The organism is Fundidesulfovibrio butyratiphilus, from assembly GCF_054657235.1.
On the sequence record NZ_BAAHXA010000001.1, the window covers coordinates 1,209,736 to 1,230,240 of the forward strand.

General features: G+C 64.3%; 17 protein-coding genes. 12 read left to right on the forward strand and 5 right to left on the reverse strand.

The features are described from left to right. Positions 1–6 precede the first annotated feature (6 nt). The 8 genes from ACYQ01_RS05840 to ACYQ01_RS05875 all read left to right on the forward strand — a co-directional run bounded on the left by ACYQ01_RS05840 (position 7) and on the right by ACYQ01_RS05875 (position 10,979). Entirely contained in the window at positions 7–2,118 is a 2,112-nt protein-coding gene (locus ACYQ01_RS05840) for a WD40/YVTN/BNR-like repeat-containing protein (RefSeq protein ID WP_459932887.1), read from the forward strand. Between the two features lie 2 nt (positions 2,119–2,120). Next, a complete protein-coding gene (gene asnB / locus ACYQ01_RS05845; RefSeq protein ID WP_459932888.1) occupies positions 2,121–4,049 on the forward strand; it encodes an asparagine synthase (glutamine-hydrolyzing) in 1,929 nt (642 codons plus the stop codon). Beyond that, a complete protein-coding gene (locus tag ACYQ01_RS05850; protein WP_459932889.1) occupies positions 4,046–5,221 on the forward strand; it encodes a glycosyltransferase in 1,176 nt (391 codons plus the stop codon). The genes asnB and ACYQ01_RS05850 overlap by 4 nt, the downstream gene beginning before the upstream one ends. Next, a complete protein-coding gene (locus tag ACYQ01_RS05855) occupies positions 5,222–6,328 on the forward strand; it encodes a glycosyltransferase (RefSeq protein ID WP_459932890.1) in 1,107 nt (368 codons plus the stop codon). It abuts the gene before it with no gap. Beyond that, positions 6,321–7,487, forward strand: coding sequence for an HDOD domain-containing protein (locus ACYQ01_RS05860; RefSeq protein WP_459932891.1), 1,167 nt, complete (start codon positions 6,321–6,323; stop codon positions 7,485–7,487). The genes ACYQ01_RS05855 and ACYQ01_RS05860 overlap by 8 nt, the downstream gene beginning before the upstream one ends. A 107-nt stretch (positions 7,488–7,594) precedes the next feature. Beyond that, positions 7,595–8,434, forward strand: coding sequence for an AAA family ATPase (locus ACYQ01_RS05865; protein ID WP_459932892.1), 840 nt, complete (start codon positions 7,595–7,597; stop codon positions 8,432–8,434). 11 nt (positions 8,435–8,445) lie between these two features. Next, a complete protein-coding gene (locus ACYQ01_RS05870; protein ID WP_459932893.1) occupies positions 8,446–10,815 on the forward strand; it encodes a glycosyltransferase in 2,370 nt (789 codons plus the stop codon). Beyond that, the gene (locus ACYQ01_RS05875; RefSeq protein ID WP_459932894.1) at positions 10,812–10,979 is read left to right on the forward strand and encodes a hypothetical protein; all 168 of its coding nucleotides are present in this window, start codon (positions 10,812–10,814) and stop codon (positions 10,977–10,979) included. Before ACYQ01_RS05870 ends, ACYQ01_RS05875 begins: the two co-directional genes overlap by 4 nt. Before the next feature lie 371 nt (positions 10,980–11,350). Here ACYQ01_RS05875 and ACYQ01_RS05880 read toward each other — a convergent pair whose 3' ends face one another. Genes ACYQ01_RS05880 through ACYQ01_RS05890 form a run of 3 tightly spaced genes read right to left on the reverse strand, consistent with a single transcriptional unit; the run spans position 11,351 to position 15,266 of the window. Next, positions 11,351–12,709 (reverse strand): O-antigen ligase family protein, encoded by a 1,359-nt coding sequence (locus tag ACYQ01_RS05880; protein ID WP_459932895.1) that lies wholly within the window; start codon positions 12,707–12,709, stop codon positions 11,351–11,353. A 13-nt stretch (positions 12,710–12,722) separates the two neighbouring features. Next, on the reverse strand, positions 12,723–14,150 hold the full coding sequence (locus tag ACYQ01_RS05885) for a GumC family protein (protein ID WP_459932896.1): 1,428 nt from the start codon (positions 14,148–14,150) through the stop codon (positions 12,723–12,725). Between the two features lie 45 nt (positions 14,151–14,195). After that, a complete protein-coding gene (locus tag ACYQ01_RS05890) occupies positions 14,196–15,266 on the reverse strand; it encodes a polysaccharide biosynthesis/export family protein (RefSeq protein WP_459932897.1) in 1,071 nt (356 codons plus the stop codon). Positions 15,267–15,693: 427 nt separating this feature from the next. Between ACYQ01_RS05890 and ACYQ01_RS05895 the strand changes: the two genes are divergently transcribed. Next, positions 15,694–16,359: a CerR family C-terminal domain-containing protein gene (locus ACYQ01_RS05895; RefSeq protein ID WP_459932898.1), complete on the forward strand. Its 666-nt coding sequence runs from the start codon at positions 15,694–15,696 to the stop codon at positions 16,357–16,359. Between the two features lie 55 nt (positions 16,360–16,414). Continuing rightward, entirely contained in the window at positions 16,415–17,224 is an 810-nt protein-coding gene (locus ACYQ01_RS05900; RefSeq protein WP_459932899.1) for an enoyl-CoA hydratase/isomerase family protein, read from the forward strand. 185 nt (positions 17,225–17,409) lie between these two features. Here ACYQ01_RS05900 and ACYQ01_RS05905 read toward each other — a convergent pair whose 3' ends face one another. Continuing rightward, complete coding sequence (locus tag ACYQ01_RS05905) at positions 17,410–17,793, reverse strand: hypothetical protein (RefSeq protein ID WP_459932900.1); 384 nt, start codon at positions 17,791–17,793, stop codon at positions 17,410–17,412. A 268-nt stretch (positions 17,794–18,061) separates the two neighbouring features. Between ACYQ01_RS05905 and ACYQ01_RS05910 the strand changes: the two genes are divergently transcribed. Then, complete coding sequence (locus ACYQ01_RS05910) at positions 18,062–18,223, forward strand: hypothetical protein (protein ID WP_459932901.1); 162 nt, start codon at positions 18,062–18,064, stop codon at positions 18,221–18,223. Between the two features lie 162 nt (positions 18,224–18,385). Beyond that, positions 18,386–19,543: an A/G-specific adenine glycosylase gene (gene mutY, locus ACYQ01_RS05915; RefSeq protein WP_459932902.1), complete on the forward strand. Its 1,158-nt coding sequence runs from the start codon at positions 18,386–18,388 to the stop codon at positions 19,541–19,543. Positions 19,544–19,652: 109 nt separating this feature from the next. On the opposite strand, the gene ACYQ01_RS05920 is transcribed toward mutY, so the two are convergent. Then, complete coding sequence (locus ACYQ01_RS05920; RefSeq protein WP_459932903.1) at positions 19,653–20,486, reverse strand: 1,4-dihydroxy-6-naphtoate synthase; 834 nt, start codon at positions 20,484–20,486, stop codon at positions 19,653–19,655. Positions 20,487–20,505: the final 19 nt, after the last annotated feature.

Sequence of the window (20,505 nt, forward strand, 5' to 3'; positions counted from 1 at the left end):
GGCTCCATGCGCGCCCGAAAAGGCCTCGTTTTTTCGGTCTCGTCCTGGCGAATACTGTTTTTCGTGCTGGCGATCGCCCTGTTCGCGCTTCGCACGCCGAGCTACGCCCAGGAGTGCTCCTGGCGCGAATTCAGCTACGGGGGCGGCGGACGGTTCACCGCCGTGGCGGTCGACCCCGCCAACCCCAGCCAGGTGTTCGTCGGCTCGGACGTGGCCGGCTACTACAAAAGCATCGATGGCGGGCGCACGTTCAAGAACCTGGGCCAGGGGCTCGGCGGGTTGGCCGTGGCCTCCATCGCCCTGGACCCCGATCACCCCGGACGCATGTTCGTGCTTTCCGACGACGGCCTGTACGTGAGCCAGGACAGTGGACGCACCGTGACCAACGTCCTGCCCCGGGTGCGCTACGCCTCCCGGTTTTTCGGATCGCACCTGCTGGCCCGCCACCAGGGCCAATGGTACGCGGCCGGCAATTCGGACGGCGTGTTCCGCCTGGACGAACTGGCCGACGAGAAATGGAAGGCCGTCCCGCTGTTCGGCCTGGAGGGCAAGAAGGTCAACGCCCTGATCGACGTCGCGGGCCGGCTCACCGCGGCCACGGACGAAGGAGTTTTTTACCACGACGGCGAAATCTGGAAAAGCATGAACGAGGGTTTCGCCCCCGGCCACCGCGATATTGTGGACATGGCGGCACATTCTTCGGGTCGGCTCTACGCCCTGGAAAAGAAGTACGGCCTCTACAAGTACGACCAGCGGACCAACCGCTTCGAACGCCTGGGCCCCAATCCCATGACCCTGCCCAGCAAGGCGGTACAGTTGGCCTTCAAGGTGCTGACCGTGGCCCCGGACAACCCGGACGTGGTGTTCTTGGGCACGCACCCCGAGTCGTGGCCCAGCCTGCTCATGCGCTCCCAGGACGGCGGACGCACGTTTTCCCTGGTCAAACGCTTCACCCTGGACGGCAGCGTGGAGAACTGGGCCAAGGACCTGCAGGCCCCCGAACAAATGGTCTTTTCCCCCGACGGACGCGTCGCCTTTCTCCTGGACTGGTGGAACGTCTGGCGCAGCTCCGACGCGGGCGACACCTGGCTGCAGGTCCACAAGGGCCTGCAAAACACCGTGGTCAACCAGATCGTGCGCGACCCGGCCGACCCCGCCAAGATCCACCTGGCCGTGGACGACAACGGGCTCATGATCAGCCCCGACAACGGCAAGACCTGGCGACGCAAGATGGAAGGCGTAATCGAAGGGCACGCGGCTTCGGTCTGGGTTTCGGCCCGCACGCCGGGCCTCCTCTACCTGCTGGTGAACCCCTGGCACAGCCCGGACACGGCGGACGCCAAGTACTATCATCTCTACAAGAGCGTCGACGCCGGCGAACACTGGGTGCTGTACCGCATTCACGACAAGCAGAAATCCCTGGACAAGTCCTATGCCGACTCGCGCGCCACGGGGTTGACCGTCGACCCCAACCAGGAAAACATCGTGTACGTGGCCACCAACGGCTTCGGCGTCTACAAGGTGGACGCGGGGGGCCAGGCTCCCCAGGGAGACGTGGCCCCCGTTTCGGTCACCGCCGCCCTGCCTTCGGAATGCTTCAAGGGCCAGGGCGCGTTCCTGATCGACGCCGCGAACCCCAAGGTCTTCTTGGCCGCGGTTTTGGGCGGAGGCATCTTCCGCAGCGAGGACGCCGGGGCGTCCTGGCATCTGGTGGCGGCTCCCCGGGGATTCGTCTTCAGCATGGCCCAGGACCCGGACCACCCCAAGACCTTCTACGCGGCCGCCTCGGAAAAGCATGTGCTCAAGAGCCAAGACGGCGGCCTCACCTGGCACTGGATCGACCTGCCCGGCTCCAGGCAGGGCAACATCGCCGCCTGCGCGGTGGCCGTTGCGGACGGAGCGGTCTGGATCGGCACCGCCGGCTACAACCACTTGGCCGGCGACGGGATCTTCGTCAGCCGCGACGGCGGGGAAACCTTCACGCGATGCGTGTCGGACATCCCCCGGGCCGCAGTGAACGTGCTGGCCCCGCAGGTCGGGGCCAAGCCCCCCGCGAGCCTGGTCGGCTTCAACGGCCTGGGGGTCTACGAAGTACGCGCCCCCAAGGCGGAGCGCTGACCGTGTGCGGCATCTGCGGTCAGTTGGCCTTTGGCGGCGCCGTGGCCGATCCGGCCGGGATCGAGGCCATGCGCCGGGCCTTGGCCCACCGGGGCCCGGACGACTCCGGCGTTCTGACGGACGGCCCAGCGGCCCTGGGGCATACCCGGCTCTCCATCATCGACCTGTCGCCTCTGGGCCACCAGCCGTTGCGCGGCGACGATCCGCACCTTTCCATCGTTTTCAACGGCGAAATCTACAACTACCGGGAGATCCGCAGCGAGCTCGAAGCCTGCGGACGCACCTTCACCAGCGCCACGGACACCGAGGTCGCCCTCACCGCCATATCCCATTGGGGCGTGGCCGAGGCCCTGCCCCGGTTCGTGGGCATGTTCGCCATCGCGGTGTGGGACGGCGCCCGCCGGACGCTCACCCTGGTCCGGGATCGCCTGGGCGTCAAACCCCTCTACTACGCCCTTTCGCCCGAAGGCCTGCTCTTCGCCTCGGAAGTGCGCGCCATCCTCGCTCATCCGGCCCACTCGGCCCGGCTGGACCGGCGCGCCCTGTCCAGCTTTCTCATGACCGGCTACTTTCCCGGCGACGAAACCGCCCTGGCCGGAGTGCGCAAGCTCGATCCCGGAACGTGGATGGAAATCTCCCCCGACGGCTCCATGGCCAAGGGCCGCTACTGGAGCCTGGAAGGCCTTGCCCGTGGGGCCTACTCCGGCTCCTTCGAAGCCGCGGCCGACGAGCTGCGCGCCCTGTTCGACAGCGCCTTCGGGTATCGCCTGGTGTCCGACGTGCCGGTGGGGATGTTCCTTTCCGGCGGGGTGGACTCCTCCCTGGTGGCGGCCGTGCTCAGGAAGGACCTGGACGTCCGCCTGCGAAGCTTCACCATAGGGTTCGCGGAACGCGGTTTCGACGAGGCGGCCAAGGCCCAGTCCCTGTGCGCCGCGTTGGACCTGCCCCACGAGGTCTTGCGGGCGGAGCCGGCCATGGCCCAGCAGGTGTTGGACACCTTCTGCGACGTCTACGACGAACCCTTTGGCGACGCCTCGGGCATTCCCACCATTCTCGTCTCCCGTCTGGCCCGGCGCACGGTGACGGTGGCTCTTTCCGCCGACGGAGGCGACGAACTCTTTTGCGGCTACACCGGGCACATGCGCTATCCCAGGCTGTATGAAAAGTTTTCCGCCCTGCCGGCCAGACTGCGCCGCGCCCTGGCCGGGCTGGCCAGATCCCTGCCCCTGGGCGCGCTGTCGGGCGGTTCGCTCACGCGCAAGGGGCAGGAAAGAGCCGCGCGCCTGGGAAGGCTCTTGGCCCTCCTGGGAGCCGGGACCCCGCGCGAGCTTTTGGCCGTGTACGCGGCCAGGGGATTTTTCGCCCACGAGGCCGCTCCCCTGCTCGGCCTGGAAAAGACCTCCCTGCCTGTGGGGTTTCTCCACACCGCCCTGGAGACGGAGGCCTCGCCCGAACAACTCGGCGACATGCTCATGCGCCACGATGTGCGCTACTGGCTGCCGGACGACATTCTGGTCAAGGTGGACCGGGCCTCCATGCACGTGGGCCTGGAATGCCGCGACCCCCTGCTCGACCACCGGGTGGCCGAGTTCGCCGCCGCCCTGCCCATGGAGTACCTGTGCAAGGACGGCGTACAAAAACGCATCCTGCGCCATCTGCTGCACAAGCTGGTCGGTCCCGAAGCGGCCAGGCAGCCCAAGCTCGGTTTCGACATTCCCCTGGGAGCCTGGTTGTCCGGCCCCTGGCGCTCCCACCTGGACCGCCACCTGGGTCGCGAGGCCTTGACCGCCACCGGGCTTTTCGACCCCGACCCGGCCAGGGCCGTGGTGGAGCGTTTTCTTGCCGGCCGGGGAGAGAGCCCCTGGCGGGTGTGGCTGCTGCTCACGGCCCAGATGTGGGCCGCGCGCTGGCTGCCCGGAGGTCGGGCGTGACCGGAAAAGCGCCCGTTTGTTTCCCGGTGCGCATAGCGGTTCTGGCCTCCACACTGGTCATCGGCGGAGCCGAACAGGTCCTCAAGAGTCTGCTGCTCCGGCTGGACCGCAAGCGCTTTCCCGTGGATATGGTCTTCCTCAACCAACCCGGCCCCCTGGGCCAGGAACTCGTGCGCCTGGGCCTGCCCCATCGCCAGGGCCTGCTGCGCCGACGCCTGGACCTGGGCGCGCCCTTTCGCCTGGCCCGACTGTTCAAAGAGCTGGGCACGGACGTGGTGCTCGTCATCAACCACCAAAACGCCCTGGCCTATGCGGTGGCGGCCACCCGGCTGGCCGGCGGCCCGCCCGTGATCAACTGGCACAACGAAACGCATCGGCGCTACCGCTTTCACGCCTTGACCATGCTGGCCCGGAGCGTTCTGCACCTGGGAGCGGCCAGGGTGGTGGCGGCGGCCAAGGGCCACAAGGACTACGTGGTCCGGGCCGAACGGGTTTCCCCGGACAAGGTGGACGTGATTTACAATGGCGTGGACCCCGACGCGTTCCGGTCCGATCTGTCCCCCGCCCAGGCCAAGATCCGCCTGGGTCTGCCCGAAAACGCCCCGGTGGCGGCCATCGTGGCCGCCCTGCGCCCGGACAAGGCCCATGAAATTTTTCTGCAAGCCGCCTCCCGGATTTCCAAGCGCCTGCCCCGGGCCCGATTCCTGGTGGTGGGCGACGGCGAGCGTCGCGCTTTCCTCGAAGACACGGCCCGACGCCTGGACGTGGCGGACAAAACGCTCTTTCTGGGCTTTCGACGGGACATGGCCGATGTCTTGCGCGCGGCGGACGCTCTTGCGCTTTCTTCCCTGCCCTGGCAGGAAACCCTCTCCGTAGCCATGCTGGAAGCCATGGCGGCCGGATTGCCCGTGGTGGTCCCGGACGTGGGCTTTTTGTCCGAGGCCGTGCGCGATGGGCAAAACGGCTTTCTCGTTCCCGTTGGCGACGCCTCGGCCCTGGCCGACCGTCTGGCCCTGGTGCTGGGCGACGCGGCATTGCGCGCGCGTCTGGGAGCCCAGGCGGCCCGCGACGTGGCCGAACATTTTTCCGCGACCGTCATGACCCGGGAATTCGAAAATCTTTTTATCCGGCTTGCGTCCACCCGGCCCAGGCCCCAAACCCGACGAACCTGAATGGACACTTCCGCTGACGACAAGTTGGCCAAGGCCCTGGCCGCCCGCGTGCTCATTTGCACCAGCTGGGCCGACGACGGGGACTGGCGCTTTCTCAATATCCTGCGGGACAAGGGCCTGCGTGTGGAGCTTCTGGAGCCGGCGCTTCTGCGCCGCCGGTTCATGCCCGGGTGGGTCAAGAAGCTGAGCATCCGCCTGTGCTCGTTTTATCAGCCGCTGATGCTGCTTTCGCGCCGCGACCGCCACGACGCCATACTCACCCTGAACACCCGCATCGGCACGTTTTACGGCCTGACGGCACGGTTGATCGCCCCCGCGAAACGTCCCCCGCATCTGCTGCGCGACTTTCACCTGGACTTCACCCGATTCGCCCACCCCCTCTACCAACTGCGCATGCTGCTCGTGCGTCTGGCCGTGCCCGGCATGGACGCCCTGCTGACCACGTCGAGCGAGGAGTGCCGATTGTATTCGGCCATCTTCGGCATCGAGTCCTGGCGCTTTCGGTTCTACCCCGACACGGCCGGCGGGGCCTACATGGCCTGGGACAAGACCCTGCCGGAAGGCGACTACGTATTCGCCTACGGCAACTCCGACCGCGACTTCGACACCCTGATGCGCGCGGCCCCGAACATCAAAGCCCCGGTGGTGGTGCTTTCCCAGACCTACAAGCCGTCCGGCCCGCTTCCGCCGAGCGCGCGTCTCATCACGCGACGGGTGCCTCAGGAGGAACTCATAACCCTTATCGCCAAGGCCAGGGCGGTGGTCATTCCCCTCAAGGACTATTACGTGGCCGCCGGCCAGAACGCCATGCTCGAAGTGCTGGCCCTTTCCCGTCCGCTGGTGGTGACCCGCAATGTCACCGTGGTGGAGCACGCCCGGCACGAAAAAGACGCCCTGATCGTCCCGGCCAAGGACCCCGAAGCCATGGCCCAGGCGGTAAACCGCCTGCTGGACAACCCCGAGTTGGGCCGAACCCTGGGCAGACACGGCCGGAAAACGGCGCTGGCCTGCCCCGAGCGCCAGGCCGACATCTTTCTCGAAACCCTGGGCGAACTGCTCGCACGGCGAAAAGCGCCCGCGAACCCGAAGAGCGCCTCCCATGGATGACGACATCCTGATCCTGATCCTGGCCGTCATGATCGTCCTGCCCGTGCTGGCCTGGGTGATCATGTACCTGCGCCTGCGCCTGCGCCAGAGCCGGGCCGTCATGCCCATGGCCACCCGGCCGGGCCGGGCCTACGGGGCCATGGAGCCCCATTTCGAAGTTTCCCCCCGGCTCGTGCGCGCCACACCGGAAATCAGGGCCGACGTGGACGCCTGCATGGCCCGGCTGTTCGTGAAATCCACGGTCGCCGAGCGCTACGCCGGCGTGGTCGTGGACGACATCCCGAGCGTGGTGCTTCACCAACTCGACGCCATCATCGAAAAAAACGCCTACATCAAACATACCCAGAACATCGTGGCCAAGATCGATTCGTTGGAAAGCAACATCGAAAGCCTGGTCTCCCTGGTGGCTGGCGATCCCCTCCTTTCGGCCACGCTCATGCGCCACGCCAATTCCCCCTTCTACGGGGCCAGGAGCGAGGTGACCTCGCTCAAGTTCGCCATCGAACTCATCGGCGTGTCCAACCTCAAGAACCTTGTCTACCGCGAGTACGTGCTGCGCGAACACAAGGGCAAACCCGCCCCGGACCCGGCCCTCTTCGCCCTGGTCTGGGAACACGCCCTGCTGGCGGCCACGGCCGCGGCCGCCCTTTCCCCCGCCTTTCCCGGCACGGACCCGGCCAACGCCTACACCGTGGCCCTGCTGCACGACATCGGCAAGTTTCTGCTCATGAGCTCGGACCTTATCGAACTCTCCCCCGACCGCTGCGCGCTGCCCTATCTGGGAGGCTTTCACGAAGACACCAGACGCCTGTGGCGTTACGACCACGCCCTGGCCGGCAAAATCGCCGCCCTGAAGTGGGACTTCGGCCCGGAAATCGCCGGGGCCATCGGCATGCACCACTACGCCGAACTCTTGAACCTGCACCACTTGAACATCAGCGCCGCCCAGGCGCAGAGCCTGGCGCTCATCCATGTGGCCAACCAGGTGGCCAAGTTCTTTTCACGCCAGCCCCGGGCGGCCAATCATCTGGCTCCGTTGCATTTTTCCTTCCACCGTCTGGTGGACCAGGGCGCGGTGCGGGCCATCCTTTCCGGCTCCAACCTGATTCCCGAACTCGACAGGATTAAGGCCAGCATGACGTTTGACATGGGGGAGTGAATCGGTAAGATTTTTCATCGTCCTTCAGCGCATATGGCCTTGACGAAAAACATCGTCCCACGCACGATACCCCGAGTCAGCAACCATTCCCGAACAAGGGTCCCCGAATGTCCGAATCGAATGTATCCTCCAGCAAAAAACTTTTGGACATCATCAAAAACGGAGGCAAAGGGCTTCTCTATTCCGAGCTGAAGTTCTTCAATAAAAACAAGGAAAACGGTGCTGACAACGGCAAAAAGAACGGCAAGACCAATGGAGCGCCCGAAGCGACGGCCGAAAGCCTGGGCATTCACGCCCTGAACGTGCTTTCGCGCATGAGTCGATCGCTGGACAACCTTTGGGGCAACATCTACCTGAAGATGTCCCGCGGGGACAAGCACCTGCTCTTCACCGGCTGCTCCCGGGGCGACGGCACGAGCTTTCTGGCCTTTCACCTGTCCATGTTCCTGGCCATGGAGCACAACCTCAAGGTGCTCTATGTGGACACGGACATCGAACGCGGAGCGCGCGACACCATCCTCTATTATCCCATGGGCAACCTGGGACTGGCCTCCAATTTCATGGAAGGAAAGAAGCTCGAGGATCTGGTGCTCGAAACCAATATCGACGGCTTCAAGATTCTGCCCTCAGGCGCGGGCAAGACCAAGGTGTCGAGCAGCAACATCATCTCCCGGCCGGATCTCCTGGACGACCTGTTCAATTTCGCCAAAAACAACTTCGACATCGCCATCTACGACTGCAAGCCCGTCACCCTCTCGCCGCTGGCCATGAGTTTCGCCAAGATGGTCAACCACGTGTTCATGATCTGCCGTTACGCCAGTTCCCGACGGGAAGTCTGCATGCAGGGCATCGAACGGTTCCGGCAAAACGGCGTGGACATCTCGGGCATGATCCTCAACGACCGGTCCTTTCCCATTCCACCGGTCATTTACGACCTCCTCAAGTAGATCGCACGGCCATGGACACCCCTTTTCCTCCCCGCCCCGTACTGCACGTCATCGACAGTCTGGACTGCGGCGGCGCGCAGGAACTGCTCGTGCTTCTGGCCAGGGTGACGCCCCAGGATCGCTATCCCACCTCGGTGGTCGTCATCCAACCTTTCACCGGCATGCTTCCCCGTCTCCAAGCCGAGGGCGTGAAGGTCTTTTGCCTGAACCGACAGCGCCCGAGCATTCTCAATCCCCTGAAGTTTCTGCGCTATACCCTGGACACGGTGCGCGACTTGCGCCGCATCTGCCTGGATCGCGGCGTTCGCGTGGTGCACTGCCACCTTTCGGACGCCGAATTCACCGGCATCCTGACCGGCCGCCTGTGCAAGGTGGACCGCGTGCTCGATACCGTCCACACTCCGCTGGTGCTGCCCAAGCGCGGTCGCTTTGACCCGCGCACCATGTTGCGCCGGTTGCTCACCCGGCTCCTGCTCAATCGGGCCGACTGGGTGATCGCGGTGTCCAGCGAAACGGCCCGGACCCTGACCGAAATGGGCGTGTCGCCCCGGCGCATACGCGTGGTGGAAAACGGCATCGACATCGCGGCCTACACTCTCGAACCCGACCCCCGGCTCAGAACCGAGTTGGGACTGGAGCCCGAGGACCGGGTCCTGCTCAGCGTGGGCCGGCTCACCGAACAAAAAGGGCATGTCCACCTGCTCGACGCCCTGCCCGCGATCGTGGCCCGGGAGCCAAGGACCAGGCTCGTGGTGCTGGGCGAGGGGGAGTTGCGCGCCCCGCTGGAACGCCAGGCCGCGTCCCTGGGGATGACCGACCACGTACGCTTCGTGGGGGTTCGCCCGGATGTGGCCCGAGTGCTGGCCCTGGCCGAAATCTTTGCCTTTCCCTCCCTGTGGGAAGGCACGTCCCTGGCCCTGCTCGAAGCCATGGCCGCGACAAAGCCCATTGTGGCCACGGACATCGACGGCAACCGCCCGGTGCTCGCCCACGAGCGCGACTGCCTGCTGGTGCCCCCGGCCGACCCCGCGGCCCTGGCCGGGGCGGTGCTGCGCCTGCTCAACGACCGGGAATTGGCCCGAACCCTGGCCCGAACCGCGCACCAGGAAGCGCGCCGTCAGTTCGACGTGCGCGCCATGGCGGCCACCTACCAGTCCTTGTGGAACCGTTCTCCCTCCGAACGCGACACTTGCGGGGACGACCGACGCGAAGGCGAGCACAGGCAAGCGCCCCCCCGGCTCCACGCCTCCCCGAGGTCGCCGCGCGTGGCGGTCACCGGCCTGCGCGGCGTGCCCGCCACTTGGGGCGGGGTGGAGCGCCAATGCGAAGAGCTCTATTCCCGCCTGGCCAAGCAGGGGTTCGACGTGACCCTCTACGCGCGCAAGGGCTACGTGGAGCGGGTGCGCTCCCCCTATCGGGGCATACGCGTGGTCACCCTGCCCACCATGGGCACAAAGCACATGGAAGCCTTTGTTCACACCTTTCTGGCCATTCTCCACATGGCTTTTCACCGGCAGGAGATCATCCACATCTATTCCCAGGGGCCTTTCGTGCTCTCGCCCCTGGCCAAGCTGACCAGTCCCCGAGCAAAACTGTTCTTCACCTGCGGCGGATTGGACTGGCAGCGCAAGAAATGGTCGCGGTTCGCCGCGATGGTCATCAAGACGGGCGAATGGCTTTCGGCCCGGCTGGCCAACACCGTGGTGGTGGTTTCCCGGGCCCTGGCCGACTACTACCGCGACCGCTACGGCGTCGACGCCGTGTGTATCGTCAACGGAGTGGACATCCCCGCGCCGACGCCCTTCGACAAGGCCGCCGGACTGGGCCTGGAAGCCGGAAACTACGTGCTGTTCGTGGGTCGTCTGGTGCCGGAAAAGCGCATCGAGGATCTGGTGGCCGCCCTGCGGCGTCTGCCCGGAACCCTGCGCCTGGCCGTGGTGGGCGGCTCGGCCGGAGCGCTGGACTACGAGGAACGGCTGCATCAGGCGGCCGGGAGCGACCCGCGCATCGTGTTCACCGGGTATCGCTTCGGCGAGGAGCTGGCCGCCCTCTATTCCAACGCCCTGGCCTACGTCACCGCTTCCGAGCTGGAAGGTCTGCCCCTGACCCTGCTGGAAGCCATGTCCCACGGCCTGCCCTGCTTGGCCAGCGACATCCCGCCGCACGCGGAGGTGCTTTCCGGCAACACGGGACGCCTCTTCCCCACCCATGACGTCACCGCCCTGGCCCGGGGACTGGCCGCCCTGGCCACCGCCGACCGGGCGGACCTGCGCCGCGAAGGCGAAATCTGCCGGGAACGGGTCCGCGAACATTTCAGTTGGGACCAGGCGGCAAACGCCCTGGCCCGGGCCTACCGCGCCAGCCTGGAGGACAACGCGTGAACCTCCCGCCGCCGTCCGACCGGTCCTGGCCCCCCGCATCCCGGCGTCCGCTCCGAAACGCCTTCGGCATCAAAGTCTATATCATGATCATGCTCGTGCTGCTCGCCATCATCCATGCGATCCTGCTCTTCAACCTGACCAAGTATCTGTACAACCTGCTCTAACCTATTGAAAAATCCTTGCTGGCCGCGTTACTGCGGAAAACACAACCCCTCAACGGATGCCAACTCCGCTTCGGGCTTGACTTTTTTGCGCGCCTTGCCAGCACGTTTTTTGAACAGGCTGCACGAATCGCCTTTTTGGGCGGGCAGGTAACGGCAATCGGTCCCACGTGGAGAGCGGCCCGGGCAACGATCCGGGCGGCAGTCTCAGGGGGAGCAGTCCTGCGGAGCATCGTTTCGCGCGGGCCCCCGCAAGCACTCGCCGGCAAGACGCCAGAGGAAACCGTGCCGAAGGGGCCTTCGCCTCCGAAAAGGATCGGCCCTGCCGAAACACAGCGGCAAAACGGAAGTGTCCCCAGGCGGCCGCGCCTGGTTCACAGGCGTCTGAGCACGTACCGATTGTAGAGTTGGTCGATGATGCCGGCGAACACGAAAAAACTCGTCGACACGAAAAGGTGCATGGTGGGTTCGACAAAAACCGCATTCCAGAGACTGACCATCAGAAGCAGGGCCAAAACCAGGACCATGTTGGGGCCTAGCATCCCCGCCGCGGGGATGTAATCGACCAGCTTGGCGATGCGCACGAAAATGGTCAGAAGAATGGCCAGATAGACGAACGCGCCGGGCAGCCCCAGTTCCACGGCAATGCCGATGAGCTGGTTGTGCTGGTATTCGAAGATCTCCGGTGTGAACAGGGACGAAGTCTTGAACTGGGCCAGGCCCACTCCGCCGAAGGGGTGTTCGCTCAACAGGTTGAGCGACTTCTCGGCCAGGGCCAGACGGATATACACCTCCGTCATCTGGCCAATGCCGCCTCCCAGGCGGTCGCTGGACATGAGCTTGTCCAGATGGGTTCCGATCAGAATCATCAGGACCAAAACGGCCGCGGGCAGGATTCTCCACAGGGAGAGACGGTGACGGTAAACGGTGACCAGGGCCAAGCCGGTAAAAAGAAAATGAATGTACACCGACCGGGTGCGCGTGAGGTAGATGGCCCCGACCATGAGAATCATCATGACCACGTACGCCCACCGTCTGGCCCCGCGCAGGGTGGGATAGACCAGGAACCCGCACAGAAAGGCCACGTTCAAGGCCACGCCGTTGAACGCCGCGTTGAGAAACGGTCCCCTGGCCCTGTCCAGATGCAGCGTGCTCACGGCCGGATCGACGATGTAGGCCGGCCACACCAGGTACTTGAAGCTTGATCGCTCCAGAAACGCGGTGATCGTCAGGTATCCCCCCAGCCAGAACAAGGCCTTGAACACGACCAGCAGGTCGTCCTCGTTGTCGAGCATGTATTTTGTGAAAACGAAGCTCAAAAACGGAAGCAGATACCCGCTCATGAAGACAAAGGACGGCCTGGAAAAAGCCGAATAGGCCTCAAGGAACCCGAAACGGGCCATGGAGATGATGCAAATGACGCAAAACAACACCATGAGGGCTTCGATCTGCTTGCTCTGCCCCTGGAGCAGGTCGTGCCGGTACAGGCGCATGCACACGATCACAAAGATGACCACGAGCAGCCCGCGCTCCAGGGTGATGTCGGGCAGGCCGCCCACTTGCAACACCATGGTGTAGGGGGAAAAAATCACCGTGGCCACGAGCCAGGCGGCGAACAACATGCTGGAGACGCGCACGTACCGCCTGGTCAGGCCGAAACGCGGCGAAAAACTGGCCATGAGAAAAATGGCCACGACGGGAAAGCCGATCAGGAGAATAAAGGCAATGGTCATGCGCCCGTGTTCCTCAGACGCCGATGTGACTGATGGAGCCCACCGCCGGGACTTCGAGGTAGCGTTCGATGTCCTCGGGCGTTTTGATGGTGTGGTCGAAGTAGTCGACGCCAAGAGCCACGGCCACGCCCGTGAAGAGACCGCCGACCAGTCCCAGCAGGACGATGAGCACGCGATTGGGCTTCACCGGTTTGAGCGGCTCGACGGGCTGCTCCACAATGGTGATGTTCTGCACGTCCTGATTGACGGAAGAGGCCATCCGCGCCTGTTCCATCTTGTTTCGGGCTTCGGAGTAGGCCTGGTTGGCCAGGGCGTAGTCCTGCTTGAGGGCCTCGTAGGTGGACCGTTGCTGGGCGGTTTCGGCTATCTTGGCCTCATAGCGCAAAATCTGCTTGTCGTTTTCGTCGATGCGGCTTTGCAGGGCCGAGGCTTCCAGCTTTTTGGCATCGATGTAGGTTCTGACCTCGTCGCGCAGGAGCTTCACGGTCATGCCCAACTCTTTGACCAGAGCCTTAAGCGGGTCAAACGCCTCGGTGTATTGCGTGCGCATTTCGTTTATCTGCAACTGCAACTGGGCCACCTTGTTGCGGTACGAGGTGATGGCCCGGCCGGAGACTTCCATTTCAGGCAGCAGGAGGGGCATTTCGCGGTCCTTGAGCCCCGCCTCCAGGCTCTTCACCAACACGTTGGTGGCGAGCAGTTCCTGTTCGAGACGCTGCTTGTTGCGGGTGGCCTCGGTGAGCAGGGCGCGCGGCCCCACTTCCAGGTTGGCCTTGCCGGATTCGAGGTTCAGGATGTCCACCAGGTCCTGGGCGTTGGCCGTCTCGTATTCGCGCAGTTTGACGGCCTTGCGCTGCAACGTGTCCTGCAACTGATCCACCTGCTTGCGGAAAAATTCGTACGAATATTCGGCCTTGGACCGGGAAAAGTCCCCCGAGGCGTTCAGATAGCTGTCGGCCAAGGCCTGGGCGATTTCCTTGACCCGGGCGGGGCTCTTGGCCTCGCAGGTGAGATAAAAGACGTTGGACCCCTCGAAACTCTCGCCCTTTGGCGGGGTGACCTTCACAGAATGCCGCAGTTGGTCCATGAATTCGGCCTGTTGCTTCGGGGTGGCGTTCGGCAGGACCTTTTCCACCGCCTTTTGCAGGACCGGGTTGGAGAAAATTATTTCCTTCTGGTTTTGCAGAATGCGCACCATCTTGTTCTTCAGGTCGTAATCGCGGTCCTGCTGCAGCGGATCGAGCTGCTGCGAATACGACGAGACGATGAATTTGGCCGAAGCGCTGTAAATGGGCGGCAGCAGGACGGCAAGCAACAACGATATGGCGAAACAAACAGCGGCCGAGACCATCACCGTTTTCTTGTGATAGAAGACGACGAAGGTGAACTCCCTGAAGAAGCTCTGCATGTATGTTCTTTCGGAGATGATCACCGAAGCCATGTTGTGCCTTCCCGTTGGTGAAAACGCCGGATCGTGTCGTCCGGGTCAAGGGGTTGTGATGGTGGAGCCGCCGACATTGTAGGTGTTGCGCAAGTCATAGGTGGCCGACACCGAGGACGAGAACGGAACGATGGTGTAGAGCCCCTTGGTGAAGATCTTGTTCACCAGGTCGTTAAAGTTGTCGATGGCTCCCTTGGGCACATAGACGATATCCGCCGGATGCAGCGTGATGTTGGTGGCCGACAGGGCCTTGTCCGTGGTCTCGGAAAGGTCGACCTTGATGGCCATGGGCCGGTCCAGGCCGTCGTTGCGGAAGATGATCACATTGCTCAGGTTGGCCGTGGTGCGGATGCCGCCGGCCCTGGCCATGACCGCCAGCAGGGATTCGCGTCCAGGCATCGGATAGACGCCGGGCCGGTCGACCTCGCCCAGAACGTAGCACTTGGAGTAGTGTATTTCGTTCAGGATCAAGTTCACCTGCAGGTTTTTGACCATGGAGTTGTATTTTTCGCTGAGAACCTTTTCCAACTGGCGCACGGTCAGGCCCTGGGCCCGAATGTTTCCCACCAGGGGAAAGCCCGCCGTGCCGTCCGGCGCCACCGGGGAAGTCTTGCTCTGCCCGCGCGAAGCCGTGGTGACGGCCCGCTTGAGTTCCTCGATCTTGACGTTCGATTCCTCAAGCGAAACCGAAAGTTTTGGATTAAGTATATATTTTCGATACTTCTGGGCAAGCACTTCCTGCACCTGAAGGGGGGTCGCGCCCTCCACCATCACCTCTCCCACCAGGGGCAGGGTGACCAGGCCGTCGGTTCGCACCACGGCCGACGCATTGAACTGGGGATTGAAAGGAAACAGCACGTTTATTCTGTCCTGCACCTGCAGGCGGTAATTCTCGTCCGATTTTGTGTAGTTGATGTGATAAACCACCTCGAGTATATCGCCGGGTCCAATTCTGTATTCCGGCAACTTTTCGATAACGGTTCCATCCAGAACGGTAAGACGGGGATTGTTGGCGACGTCCTTCCGGGTGAGCTCCAACCCGGTTTCCATCTTTTCGAGCTTGGCCACGTCAGCCGCGTCCTTGACTACAACATCGGCATTTTTCTCGCTGTTCATCGAGGAACACCCCGAGGCGAGCGACACAACTGCGGCAACTATGATGCAAAGCATAACAAGGCGTGCGAAATGAAGGCCTTTTTTCCCCTGCTCTCCGGCTTGTTTATCCATAGAAAAACTCATTCCTGGCGATTGCGAAACCACCTACAAACGTTATAACAAAAGAATACCATAGGGTTCCTCCCTCCTACAAGGGGGTTTCCCAGGCCTCTTCGCGGGATTCGCCACGAAAGCAAGGCCGCTTCGTCAGGAGCAACGCCCGACCGCATGGGCGTCGGGAGGGGGCTTCCGACAGGAGTCGGTTTCACGCTCCATCGGCCTTGTCCACAAGGAGAGAAACGGCCTCCTTGTCAGTCATCCGCTTGACTTAACCATTTGGATGAATATGATCCTCCCAGGAATCAGACACCAACCCGGAAGCCGTCCCATGCCCACGTCCGACAGACTGGCGCTCCCAAGAGGGGAGGACACCAGACGAAGGCTCCTCGAAGAGGCCATCGTCCTGTTCGCGGAGCACGGCTACAAGGCGGTCTCCACCCGAGCCATCGCCCAGGCCGCCGGCGCGAATCATGCCGGAATAGGCTTTCATTTTCAGAACAAGTCCGGCCTGCATCAGGAAGCCGTGAACGAAATGGTGCGGGAATTCTCCCGCATTTGCCAGACTTTTCTCAACGCCATGGAACCCGTTCTCGGTCCGCCCGCCGCCGACAGGAACACCCTCGGACGGACCCTGCGCCAAGCGGTGGCCCAGTTCGTCGCCGCGTCGGTGGAGACCAAACGCATGCGCCTGCTGAACAGGCTCTTCCAGCAGGAACAACTCACCCGTTCCAGGGCCGCGGATCAGGTGTACCGGCAGGTGGCCCGTCCCGTACTTAACGTGCTGGAACGCCTGGCCGTGGCGGCCGGCGCCGCCCCCGAAGCGAGCCTCGAAGCCCAAACCCTGGCCGTGAGCCTTCTGGCGCTCATGACCGTCTACGGTCGCGAAGCCGCTTTTCTGGAAAACCACATGGGAGGCCGGGCCGACAGCCCGGAGCTTCTGCGCGCCTTGACCAGGGCCGCGGTCGAAGGGACCTGCGGCATGCTGGGTTTGTGACGTTTGGCGACCGCGACGCGGCGACCGCATTCTTCCTCAACCCCCGGGAGGGTCCATGAGCATTCCAGACAGCCTCGAATACGTCGATCCCTTCGTCGCATCCTTTGAAAGCGACGACATGCTGGTGCTGCGCTGGAACCAGCACCTGCTCAATCTCTGTTACGACGTGCGCAGGGTGTTCGCGTTTTACGAAAAGCTCAACGCCATCCTGCACGGAGGCGGTTTCCGGACCATGGTCTCCCTCGGCTCGGACATCAAGCCCGGCTTCGCCGAGTCGGCCACCTTTTTGCACAATGTGCTCCAGGCCAAGGATTCGGCCAAGTTCATCGAACGCTTTTTCAACCTGGTCAACACCTATGTGCTCACCCTGTCCTCGCTGAACGCGGTGACCATCCACGCCGACCATGGCAATGTTTCGCTCTTCGCCCTGAACGTCAGCCTGGCCTACGACTATCGCATCGTGGCCCAGGACACGGTGTTCGAAAATTCCAACGCCGAAGTGGGGCTCATCAGCAAGGGCGGGGGCGCGTATTTCATGTCGCGCCTGCTTGGCGTGCGCAAGGCGGCCGAGGTTCTGCAATGGAGCGCCTTTTCCGCCGAAGAAGCCCTGCAACTGGGTCTGGTGGACCGCATTGTCCCACGCAAGGACCTGGAACAAGAAGCCCTGGAAATGGCCAAGGCCCAAAGCCTGCGCCCCACTTCCATGCTGCTGGGCCTGCGCAAGCTGCTCAAGTGCGATCCCCAGGAACTCAAGCGTAACCTGGAACTGGAAAATCAACTCATATTGGGAAGAGTCTCCACACCGGACTTCAAAAAGGCATTCACCGAGTGCTGCGCCGCCAAGGGGATTGTTTTTCCCGATTGAACCATTTTGGCGCGCGGTCCTTTCCGCGGCGCCTTGGCGGACGACCCAGCGTCCGACGTACGCTCGAGCCGGCCGGCTCATTCCCCCTCCCCCCCTGCGGTCGGCCGGCGCGAGCCTTCAAGAAGGGATGCCGACGGCATCCCTTTCTTGTTTCCGCAAAAGCCGAATTTTCCCGCCCACCGAACCTACCTGGGGTCCATCCGGCGCCAGGGACGGCCTTCTTCGCCCCAAATCGTCACCGGGCGTCCCAGGCGATGGGGCGGCACGCCCGGAGGCAGGGGACCAAGCGCCCACCCGCCGGGTCCGGCGGACCAATACAACCCGGTCAAGGGGTCCAGGTAGATGTTCACCGCCGGATAATAGCGATAGCGCATCACCGGTGTCTTGTGGGGACGCGGTTCGGGTGGGGGACTTTGCGGATGCAGTCTGGGATCGGGCCCCGGCCCCGGAGCGACCGGAACGGGCGCCGGGTCGGCGTAGCGTTGTCCCCTGAAATCCTGGCACTGGCCCTGGGCCGCACCCACGGCCAAAAACGCCGCCAGGGAAGCCGAAAGCAGAAGCTTGCGCATGGGGTTGTCCTTGCTGGCGAAGGTTCGCCACGCGGCGAAGGAGCCGGGGCGGCGTCAGCCCGAGCGGGAAAAACGGCCCGGACGGACGACGAAACCGGGCCAAGCGCGCCGGCTCCGGGCGTCGGGGAGAACGCCCGCGCGGCCGAAACACGCGCCCTCGACCTCTTTGGCCGACGCCTTTCCAACATAAGCCCTCCCATGGGGAATGAAAAGACGTCCGGCGTTCCTGTAACCGCCCCGACCCGCAAACCGTCTGCCCTGTTGAGGGATGTGGCCACCCCCCTGTCCGAATCGAAATATCCCCGACCCGAGCCCCGCGCTCGTCCGTCGCAAGGAGGTCACCCGCATGAACACGCGCACACGCTTTTCCACTCTGCTTTCCTACGGCTTTTTCGCCCTGGTGATCGTCTGGGCCGTCATCGAGAAGTAGTCCCCCCCACCACTTCTGCCTGGCCATCGCCCACCGTTCCACCTTCTCCCCGCACTCCCCTCGGGGTCCGGGCTCGCGGCCTCCCCCTCCGCGAGCCCGGCCCTCGACACGGCTCCCCGAAGCCCAAGCCCCCGCTCGACTCCCTTCCGGCTTCGGGGTATCATGGCGAACATGTCGGAACGCTCGTCCGCCCAACCTCCCGTCCCTCCGCCCCCCGGCCCTTGCCGCGAGGAACTCTCCGGCCCGCTGCTCGACTGGTTCGCCGCCAACAGCCGCGACCTGCCCTGGCGCGGCGACTACGATCCCTATCGGGTCTGGCTCTCGGAAACCATGCTCCAGCAGACCCAGATGGACCGGGCCGTGGCGTTCTACAACCGCTTCGTTTCCGCCTTCCCCGACGTGTTCGCCCTGGCCGGGGCCAGCGAAGACGCCGTGCTCAAACTCTGGGAGGGACTGGGCTACTACGGCCGGGCCAGGAACCTGCTCAAGGCCGCCCGCATCGTGGCCCACGACCTGCAGGGGGAACTTCCCCGGTCCCCAGAGGCCCTGGCCAAGCTGCCCGGTATCGGGGCCTACACCGCCGGAGCCGTGGCCTCCGTGGCCTTCAACGCCGACACCCCGGCCGTGGACGCCAACGTCGAGCGCGTGTTGGCCAGAATCTACGCCCTGACCACGCCCCCGGCCACGCCCGAAGGCAAGCGAGTCCTGCGCTCCCTGGCGGCCGGGCTTATTCCGCCGGGCCGCGCCCGGGACTTCAACCAGGCCCTCATGGAACTGGGCGCGCTCGTCTGCCGACCGCGCAATCCCGACTGTCGCGCCTGTCCCCTGGCCGCAAGCTGCCTGGCCAAGGCGCGAAACCTCGCCCTGGACTTGCCGGTCAAAGCCCCGGCCAAGACCATCATTCCCATCGGCATGGGCGTGGGAGTCATCGCCCGCAAGGGCCTGTTCTACGTGCAAAAACGCGTGCCCCACGGCATTTGGGCCGGACTGTGGGAATTCCCCGGCGGACAGATGGAGCCGGGCGAAACCCCGCAACAGACAGCCCTGCGCGAGGTGCGGGAGGAAACGGGATTCGAGGCCGCCATCGCCGGCAAGCTCACCGTGGTGAAGCACGCCTACACGCGCTACCGCCTCACCCTGCACGCCTTTCTTCTGGATCTGCCGGGCGACCTGCCCGACCACCCCACCCCCCGCCTGGACCTCGAAGAAGCCGTGGCCCATCGCTGGATCACGCGACAGGCCTTCGACAGCCTCACCTTCCCCACCGCGCACCGCAAGGTTGTCACGGCGCTGCTGGCCGACGTGCGCCTGGCCGAGTGAGAGGGAAAAGCAAGAGCGCGTATCTTCGCCGCCCCGGCCCGCGCTCGCGGGAAACAGGGCCGATCCGGGGACCGAGCCGACGGCGCGGACGATCCTGGCCCCTCCCTTTCTACGCGAACAACCCGCCAGCCGGGGCCTGCCGCCCGGCCATGCGGAAGGCGGCGTCGGCCAGGGCGGCGATGGCGTGCCGTCCTTCGGGTCCCAGATCGAGGCTGAAGTCCGTGACAAAGGTGGCGATATGGCTGGCTGTGACCTCGGGCGAGAGTTCCTGGGCGTTTTCGGCGATGAACCCGGCACTGTCTTCGGGATGGGCGTAGGCGTGGGACAGGCTCTGGCGAATGGCCCGGCCCACGGCCGCGATGGTTTGCGCCCCGAGCGAGCGCCGGGCCAGGATGACACCCAGGGGAAGGGGCAGGCCGAAGCGGTCCTCCCACCACTGGCCGTAGTCCGTCAGGCAGGTCAGGCCGTGGTCGGCGTAGGTGAAACGCCCTTCGTGGATGAGCACCCCGGCTTCGACCTCTCCGGCCATGACCGCGGGCATGACCTGATCGTAGCGCAAATAGACGCGCTCGCCCGGAGTCCCGGCCATTTCGGCCAGCAGGGCGGCGGTGGTGTGCGCGCCGGGCAGGGCCAGGGTCCTGGGCGCCGCGGCCGGGTCGCGGTCCGCCCGGGCCACGCACAGGGGGCCGCAGCCCCGCCCCAGGGCCGCCCCGCTGGGCAAGACCACGTAGTCGCTGGCGGCCTGGGCCAGAGCGGCCACGGAAATCTTCACGATGTCGAGTTCGGCCCTGGCGGCCAGGCCATTCAAGTTCTCCACGTCGTCCATGACCACGCGCTCCAGGCGAAATCCGGGATCCTTGGGGGCCAGGGCGTGGACCAGGGCGTGAAAGATGAAGGTGTCGTTGGGGCACGGCGAAATGCCCAGGCTCAGTTCGGGTTTCATGGCGACTCCTGTTGACGCG